This window comes from Moritella marina ATCC 15381, assembly GCF_008931805.1.
GTDB lineage: Bacteria > Pseudomonadota > Gammaproteobacteria > Enterobacterales > Moritellaceae > Moritella > Moritella marina.
In genome coordinates, this window is the sequence record NZ_CP044399.1 from 4,726,289 (window position 1) to 4,734,363 (window position 8,075).

General features: G+C 41.9%; 9 protein-coding genes. All 9 read left to right on the forward strand.

Annotated features, from left to right (window positions below):
* The first annotated feature begins 61 nt into the window (after positions 1-61).
* The 9 genes from glyA to nusB all read left to right on the forward strand — a co-directional run bounded on the left by glyA (position 62) and on the right by nusB (position 7,896).
* A complete protein-coding gene (gene glyA, locus FR932_RS21345; RefSeq protein ID WP_019440331.1) occupies positions 62-1,315 on the forward strand; it encodes a serine hydroxymethyltransferase in 1,254 nt (417 codons plus the stop codon).
* Positions 1,316-1,581: 266 nt separating this feature from the next.
* Complete coding sequence (locus tag FR932_RS21350) at positions 1,582-1,863, forward strand: hypothetical protein (protein ID WP_240532366.1); 282 nt, start codon at positions 1,582-1,584, stop codon at positions 1,861-1,863.
* Between the two features lie 157 nt (positions 1,864-2,020).
* Complete coding sequence (locus FR932_RS21355; RefSeq protein WP_019440329.1) at positions 2,021-3,076, forward strand: DUF4124 domain-containing protein; 1,056 nt, start codon at positions 2,021-2,023, stop codon at positions 3,074-3,076.
* 196 nt (positions 3,077-3,272) lie between these two features.
* Positions 3,273-3,722 (forward strand): transcriptional regulator NrdR, encoded by a 450-nt coding sequence (gene nrdR / locus FR932_RS21360; RefSeq protein WP_017221092.1) that lies wholly within the window; start codon positions 3,273-3,275, stop codon positions 3,720-3,722.
* Positions 3,723-3,747: 25 nt separating this feature from the next.
* Complete coding sequence (gene ribD / locus FR932_RS21365; protein WP_019440328.1) at positions 3,748-5,037, forward strand: bifunctional diaminohydroxyphosphoribosylaminopyrimidine deaminase/5-amino-6-(5-phosphoribosylamino)uracil reductase RibD; 1,290 nt, start codon at positions 3,748-3,750, stop codon at positions 5,035-5,037.
* Positions 5,037-5,702 (forward strand): riboflavin synthase, encoded by a 666-nt coding sequence (locus tag FR932_RS21370; RefSeq protein WP_019440327.1) that lies wholly within the window; start codon positions 5,037-5,039, stop codon positions 5,700-5,702. The genes ribD and FR932_RS21370 overlap by 1 nt, the downstream gene beginning before the upstream one ends.
* Positions 5,703-5,750: 48 nt before the next feature.
* Positions 5,751-6,860, forward strand: coding sequence for a bifunctional 3,4-dihydroxy-2-butanone-4-phosphate synthase/GTP cyclohydrolase II (gene ribBA / locus FR932_RS21375; RefSeq protein WP_019440326.1), 1,110 nt, complete (start codon positions 5,751-5,753; stop codon positions 6,858-6,860).
* 131 nt (positions 6,861-6,991) lie between these two features.
* Positions 6,992-7,477, forward strand: coding sequence for a 6,7-dimethyl-8-ribityllumazine synthase (ribH, locus tag FR932_RS21380; protein ID WP_006031692.1), 486 nt, complete (start codon positions 6,992-6,994; stop codon positions 7,475-7,477).
* Entirely contained in the window at positions 7,474-7,896 is a 423-nt protein-coding gene (gene nusB, locus FR932_RS21385) for a transcription antitermination factor NusB (RefSeq protein ID WP_019440325.1), read from the forward strand. The genes ribH and nusB overlap by 4 nt, the downstream gene beginning before the upstream one ends.
* Positions 7,897-8,075: the final 179 nt, after the last annotated feature.

Sequence of the window (8,075 nt, forward strand, 5' to 3'; positions counted from 1 at the left end):
TTTAATGGCTGTGTGTAAAGTTAACTGACCAACTTGTATGATCTCAATCAGGAGAAAACGGATGTTTACACGTGATATGAATATAGCTGACTATGATGCAGAATTATGGGCAGCAATGACACAAGAAGTAACTCGTCAGGAAGACCATATCGAGCTTATTGCTTCAGAGAACTATACAAGCCCACGCGTAATGGAAGCTCAAGGCTCTCAGCTTACTAACAAGTATGCAGAAGGCTACCCAGGCAAACGCTACTATGGCGGTTGTGAGTATGTTGATATTGCAGAGTCTCTAGCAATCGAACGTGCTAAGCAATTGTTTGGTGCTGATTACGCGAATGTACAACCACACTCTGGTTCACAAGCAAATGCTGCTGTTTACATGGCATTAGTTAAACCAGGTGATACAGTACTAGGCATGAGCCTTGCTCATGGTGGTCACTTAACACACGGTGCAAGCGTAAGCTTCTCGGGCAAAATCTACAATGCAGTTCAGTACGGTATCAACCCTGAAACTGGTGAACTAGATTATGCTGAAGTTGAAGCATTAGCGATTGAACATCAACCAAAAATGATTGTTGCAGGTTTCTCTGCATACTCAGGTGTTGTTGATTGGGCTAAATTCCGTGAAATCGCAGACAAAGTCGGTGCTTTCCTGTTTGTAGATATGGCGCACGTTGCAGGTCTAGTTGCTGCTGGTCTATATCCAAACCCAATGAAACATGCACATGTTGTTACTACAACGACGCATAAAACATTAGGTGGTCCACGTGGCGGTCTTATCCTGGCACAAGCAGATGAAGCGATTGAGAAAAAATTAAACTCAGCAATCTTCCCTGGTGGTCAAGGTGGTCCTTTAATGCACGTTATCGCTGCTAAAGCGGTTGCATTTAAAGAAGCGATGGAACCAGCATTTGCTGATTACCAACAGAATGTACTTGATTGTGCGAAAAGCATGGTTGCAGTACTACAAGAACGTGGTTTCAAGATCGTATCTAACGGCACTGAAAACCACCTGTTCTTAGTTGACTTGATTGGCAAAGAGTACTCAGGTAAAGACGCAGATGCGGCACTGGGTAATGCACATATCACAGTAAACAAAAACTCGGTACCTAACGATCCTCGTTCACCGTTTGTTACATCTGGTCTACGTATCGGTACGCCTGCACTTGCTCGCCGCGGTATCCCAGCTGATAAAGCCGGTGATCTTGCTGGTTGGATGTGTGACGTATTAGATAACATCGGTAATGAAGATGTAGCTGCAACTGTTCGTGCAAACGTACAAGCGCTATGTGCAGACTATCCGGTTTATAAATAGATCTGTATATAAATAGACCTGTATATAAATAGTCTGATACAAAAAATTAATCCATAAGCCTCAGGGTTTATAAAATCGATTAATTTGTTAACCGTAAATGCCGCTTAACTTGCATAAAGTTTTAAGCTAGTCATTTACGGTTTTTTTGTGCCTAAAAATCATGCTATTCCCATACTTTCTTATTGCCTTCTCAGTATATTATAAATGGTCATAACGTCAGTTTTATAACGGTTGCTGATCCGTTTCATAGATCAAGGATGGGAAATATGATGAATACATTACGACTGAAAATGCTAACCCAGAGAATGTGCAAAAGGATGTGCATTGCAGTCATCGCAGTTGTGATCACAGGTTGTAGCTCTGTTGATGTACTAACAAAAACTGAAAACGGTGCGTCTTATGAATACCTGATCGGTGAGTTTGAAACGATAGAAGTCGTTGATATGGCTAAAGAACATTGTGGTAAGTATGGTAAATTTGCGGAACTGACTAATCGTTATTCTGATGCTCATCGCGTATTCAATACGCTGATATTTAGCTGCTCATAACGTGTATCACGGTTTTGATTTTATATTGTGAAGTAGGTAGGTTAAATCTAACGTGATAGTTTTTAATACAGCGCACAGGTGTTAACATATTTGCAACATGATCAATATTTGAGAGGGAATGCTCAAGTATCTGCATAACAAGGGTGAGGTATAAGGGATGATGCTGAATTCAATCGGTAATTATAAACGTTTAATCTTAGCGTTAGTATGTGGCTCAATGAGCTATTCAACATTTGCGCAAGTATACAGTTGGCGCGATGCTAATGGTGCTATGCATTATAGTCAATTTCCACGGCAGATAGTGGAAAAGAATGCAGCGCAAAGTCGAGCGAGTCGCAAACAAGCAGACATGGATGATGTGGTTAATGATTTATCACCAAGCAAAGCGAGTAACTTGCTCGATGGCCTTGATGATATCATGGCGAATGCTAACGTTGAACGTCAAGTTGACAAGGTCTTAACACGACGTGATCCTCAATTAGTCTTAATTGAACAACAGCTCGCCCGTCAGCAAGCCGAACAGCTCGCCCGTCAGCAAGCCGAACAGCTCGCATTGCTTGTCGCTAAGCAGCAAGCACTGAAAGAACAGCAAGCCTTGACTGTTTCGATCTTAGCCCAAGACAAAGACCTTGATGCGATTGCTCACGTCGAGGTAAAATTCCCACGTGAAAAAACCAATAAATTCTTAGCTGGTATTCAGAATAAATTAAAACGTCAGCGTCAGGTAGAGTCTGTCGCGATAGTAAAAACGGAACCTGCCGCTATGGTTACTGTAGATACACAATTGGTTGAAAAATCAAAAACCAATAATGCTTTTCTTGCGGGCATTAAAAAGAAATTAAATCGTAAACGACCTACACAGGTTATTGATGAGCCTGTGATCATTGCCAACCAAAATAAAGTGTTGGTTAAATCTAACATCAAGCCCGCTTCGAAGAGGAATACCAGCGCGACAGTTAAAAATACCGAGTTAATACAGAGTGCTGATAAAATTAAAGCGATTGAAAGTGAAATTAGTAGCAGTAGCAACAAAGCAGATAAAGTGAAAGCACCCTCGGTAAAACAAATTAATTCGGCGTTAATGCTGAGTCGATTAAGCTATAATCATAATGCCCGTTTACCCTTGGTAGGGGCGGGGACCAACCAGCTTGATAGGCAAGGTATAAAGGCTTCAAGTCAGTTTGTAAACGAAGTAAACCGCAACGCTGAATAAGTGATCTCAATATATGTGTCGGTTTTTTATCTCACTTTACTTTTATTTTGATTTCACAATCAGATGATTTAAAACCGACTGATTATTCAACAATTTGTTAACTTATTTATTAATTCCACGAATTTATCTGCACTTTTCTGTACCCGCCTGCTGTTTAACGATAGACTCAGAATAATATTATTCAATAGGATTGTTTATGTTCTGTCCATTTTGTTCTGCGACTGAAACTAAAGTTATCGACTCTCGTCTTGTGGCTGAAGGCCATCAGGTGCGTCGCCGCCGTGAATGTGCGAAATGTCATGAACGTTTTACTACCTTTGAAACGGCCGAATTAGTGATGCCGCGTATCATTAAAACAGATGATAAGCGCGAACCTTTTAACGAAGATAAATTAGTTAATGGTATTTACCGAGCGTTAGAAAAACGTCCGGTTGCCGCAGAGCAAATTGAACTCGGTATTAATCAGATCAAATCGAGTTTAAGAGCCACGGGTGAGCGTGAAGTCGAATCAAGTTTTCTCGGAGAACTGGTGATGGACGTACTGAAAAAACTCGATAAAGTCGCTTATGTGCGTTTTGCCTCTGTCTATCGTTCTTTTGAAGATGTAAAAGAATTTAATGAAGAAATAGCCAAACTCGATAAATAACCAAATACCAGAGTCCTCATTTATTATGCCAATCCCATCACGCTCCGAGTTAGATCTGTTAGTGGCAGATATTATCGCAGCCAGTCAATTTAATGCTGCAGACAGCCTGCACATGCAACGTGCGATCGCACTTGCTGAAAAAGGGCGCTTTACTACGGCACCAAACCCCAACGTTGGCTGTGTTATTGTTAAAGCAGGCAAAGTCATTGGTGACGGTTTTCATTTACGAGCTGGCGAACCCCATGCTGAAATACATGCTTTAAACGCAGCTGGTGCTCAAACTCACGGCGCGACTTGTTATGTGACATTAGAACCTTGTAGCCATTATGGCCGAACACCACCTTGTGCAGCGGCTTTGGTTAAGGCGAATGTCAACGAAGTTGTGATTGCTATGGTTGACCCAAACCCCAAAGTAGCTGGTAAGGGAATTGCGATATTAGTCGCCGCTGGTATTAAAGTGCGTATTGGTTTGTTAGCAGCGCAAGCTCATGCACTTAACCCAGGTTTTATTTTACGCATGCAAAAACAACGCCCTTTTGTACGCTTGAAAATGGCGGCGAGTCTCGATGGCCGCACGGCATTAAAAAACGGTGAAAGTAAGTGGATAACAGGTTCTGCCGCGCGCAGTGATGTGCAAGTATATCGCGCTCAAGCCAGTGCTATCTTATCGACAGCAAGCACGGTGATCATGGATGATGCGTCACTGAATGTGCGTTATAGTGAATTAGGTGCGAGTCAACGCGATTATCCTGCACTATATAATGAATCGAACAGCCAACTTAACAGTCTCTCTGATCGCGAGACATTACAAAAACAAGTGCGTCAGCCAATACGCGTGGTACTGGATAATCACTGCCGGTTAGATGCGCATGTTGAATCGTCATCTTCAGCATTAAAGTTATTCTCCCTGCCTGGTGAGATAATCTTGGTGAATGGTGCTAAAGAAAGTATCGATGGTAAGGGTGAGCAGCGTTCTGCTGATGCGTTACGCGATAACGAATCGGTATCTCGAATTGAAATCAAGCAAGATCGTCACCATAACATAGATCTAAACCAGTTAATGAGTGCACTCGCTCAGCAGGATATTAATGAACTGTGGGTTGAAGCGGGCGCAACATTAGCCGGCGCATTACTTGAAAATAAGCTGGTGGACGAGATAATTATTTATCTAGCGCCGAAACTCATGGGTGATAGTGCCAGAGGACTAGCAGTATTAAGCGAGCTAACTGAGATGGCGCAAGTGCCCAAGTTTAGCTTTACCGATATCACGCAGGTCGGTGACGATCTTCGCATTACAGCAAAACCGGAATACTAATGTTTACAGGAATTATTGAAACCGTGGGTACGCTCACTGGTTTAACGCCAAAAGGCGCTGATGTGAGTATCACTGTTGACAGTGGCTCGCTTGATTTAAGTGATGTAAAACTTGGCGACAGTATCGCCACTAACGGTGTATGCCTGACAGTTGTTGAATTACTAAGCGACGGCTACCGCGCAGATGTGTCATTAGAGACGATAAAGCGCTCTGGTTTTGCGCATTACAAAATTGGTGATAAGGTAAACTTAGAAAAAGCGTTAACCTTGAGCACACGTCTTGGTGGTCACTTAGTCAGTGGTCATGTTGATGGCGTTGCCGAGATTGTAAATATAGCTAAACTTGGTCGTGCGACTGAGTATTGGTTACAAGCTCCAAATGAATTAGCCCGATACATTGCCGAGAAAGGTTCAATTACCATTGATGGTATTAGTTTAACTATTAATGAAATTGATGGCGCTAAATTCAAATTGACGATCGTACCGCATACTGCATTAGAAACAACGATAGAAAGTTATGTAGTCGGTCGTAAAGTTAATCTAGAAGTAGATGTTATTGCCCGTTATTTAGAACGCATTATGCTAGGTGATAAAGCCGCTGAATCAAGCACGCCTGAACAAGGTATCACCATGGATTTTCTTGCGAGTAATGGATTTTTAAAGTAAAACATCTATTCACGTTCAGTTTTTAATTGTTATTAAGGGGCTATGAACATGGCACTAAGTCGTATTGAAGATATTATTGAAGACATCCGCCTAGGTAAAATGGTTATCTTGATGGATGATGAAGATCGTGAAAATGAAGGCGATTTGATCATGGCGGCAGATAAAGTGACGCCAGAGGCGATTAACTTTATGGCGACACACGGCCGTGGTTTAATTTGCCTGACATTAACCAAAGAGCGTGTTGAAAAACTGCAACTGCCTTTGATGGTTCAAGACAATACGGCGCAATTCTCAACCAACTTCACTGTTTCGATTGAAGCCGCTGAAGGCGTGACGACGGGTATCTCGGCAACAGATCGTGCAGTAACAGTATTATCTGCAGTCGCTGGTGATGCGAAACCAGCGGATATCGTGATGCCAGGCCACATCTTCCCACTGGCAGCGCAAGACGGCGGTGTACTAACACGCGCTGGTCATACTGAAGCAGGTTGTGATCTTGCACGTCTAGCGGGTTGTGAGCCGGCAGGTGTAATTGTTGAGATCTTAAAAGATGACGGTGAAATGGCGCGTCGTCCAGACTTAGAAATTTTTGCTGAAAAACATGGCATTAAATTAGGCACTGTGGCTGATTTAATCGAATACCGTAATAGCAATGAAACAACGATTGAACGTGTTGCTGAATGTAAATTACCCACTGAACACGGTGATTTTGATTTAGTGACTTACCGCGATACTATCGACAATCAAGTTCATTATGCATTACGTAAAGGTGATGTTGTTGCCGAGCAACCAACATTAGTACGTGTGCATGTACAAAATACCATGACTGATATTCTACGTACTGATCGCGCGAGCAAGATCTCATGGACATTGGATGATGCAATGGCGCGTATTGGCCGTGATGGCGGTGTGATGGTGATCTTAGGCAACGAAGAAAACTCTAACGATATCATCGAAAAAGTGAAGCTATTTGCCCAAGAAGATAAAGGCGATGTGCAGCCAAAAGCAAAATGGCAGGGGACATCACGCCGCGTTGGTGTAGGTTCACAAATTTTAGCTGATATGGGCGTGTCTAAGATGAAGCTATTAAGCTCGGACAAACGTTACCATTCATTATCAGGCTTTGGCTTGGAAGTTGTCGAATATATCGCTAAATAAGTTTTAGCGATAGTCGTAGAATAAGTTTGCTTGCTGACGAAAGCTTGGTACAATCCGAGCCCTTTCGTCAGTCGATTCTCAATAATTAATTATTGGCCGTAAATTACGTGCCTTATATAGGATTTGTACACATGAAAGTTATCGAAGGAAATGTTCCTGCTCCAGAAGCTAAAATTGCTATTGTGATCTCTCGTTTTAACAGCTTCATCAATGAAAGCTTGTTAGCGGGTGCTATCGATTCACTAAAACGTTTTGGTCAAGTTAGCGAAGACAATATCACTATTGTACGCGTACCTGGCGCTGTAGAATTACCGCTTGTAACTCAACGTGTTGCTGCAACAAAACAGTTTGATGCAATCATTGCTTTAGGTACGGTAATTCGTGGTGGTACACCACATTTTGAATTCGTAGCTGGCGAATGTAATAAAGGTCTTGCTCAAGTTGCAATGGACTATGATGTTCCTGTTGCATTTGGTGTTCTAACGACAGACACCATTGAGCAAGCAATTGAGCGTGCTGGTACCAAGGCTGGTAATAAAGGGTCGGAGGCTGCTCTAAGTGCACTTGAAATGGTGAATGTTTTGCATCAAGTTGATGTATTATTGGAGAAAAAATGAAACCTTCGGAACGTAGTAAGGCACGTCAGTTTGCCACACAAGCAATTTATCAATGGCAAATGACACAAGAAACTGTTGCAAATATCGAACACCAATTTGTAACAGAGCAAGATTTTAGCGACACAGATGCAGTTTACTTCCGTGAACTTGTATTAGGTGTAAGCTTAAACGCTGTAGAACTTGATGAATTAATGTCACCATTCTTATCTCGTCCAATCGACGATTTAGACTTGGTTGAGAAAGCGATTTTACGTCTTTCTACATTTGAGCTGACTAAGCGTCAAGATGTACCTTATAAAGTTGTGATCAATGAATCTATCGAATTAGCGAAAGACTTTGGCGCTGAAGACAGCCATAAATTCGTTAACGGCGTATTAGATAAAATTGTAAGTAAATTGCAATTACGTTTGAAAAAATAATTTAATTATTTTCTTCAATGCAAAAAAGCTAGCACAGGTTGCTGGCTTTTTTTATGCCAAAAATTTAGCGCTCTAAATGTTATTGCTCCTGCAAACCGCTCAAGACATCCATGTGCGCTTAGACAAGGCCATCCATGGCCATGTATGTTTGCGATAGCAATAGCATTTTTCTACGGTGT

Excerpts from the sequence above, each read along its gene's own strand:
- glyA (WP_019440331.1), top strand. The coding sequence starts at position 62 with ATGTTTACACGTGATATGAATATAGCTGACTATGATGCAGAATTATGG.
- FR932_RS21350 (WP_240532366.1), top strand. The coding sequence starts at position 1,582 with ATGATGAATACATTACGACTGAAAATGCTAACCCAGAGAATGTGCAAA.
- FR932_RS21355 (WP_019440329.1), top strand. The coding sequence starts at position 2,021 with ATGATGCTGAATTCAATCGGTAATTATAAACGTTTAATCTTAGCGTTA.
- nrdR (WP_017221092.1), top strand. The coding sequence starts at position 3,273 with ATGTTCTGTCCATTTTGTTCTGCGACTGAAACTAAAGTTATCGACTCT.
- ribD (WP_019440328.1), top strand. The coding sequence starts at position 3,748 with ATGCCAATCCCATCACGCTCCGAGTTAGATCTGTTAGTGGCAGATATT.
- FR932_RS21370 (WP_019440327.1), top strand. The coding sequence starts at position 5,037 with ATGTTTACAGGAATTATTGAAACCGTGGGTACGCTCACTGGTTTAACG.
- ribBA (WP_019440326.1), top strand. The coding sequence starts at position 5,751 with ATGGCACTAAGTCGTATTGAAGATATTATTGAAGACATCCGCCTAGGT.
- ribH (WP_006031692.1), top strand. The coding sequence starts at position 6,992 with ATGAAAGTTATCGAAGGAAATGTTCCTGCTCCAGAAGCTAAAATTGCT.
- nusB (WP_019440325.1), top strand. The coding sequence starts at position 7,474 with ATGAAACCTTCGGAACGTAGTAAGGCACGTCAGTTTGCCACACAAGCA.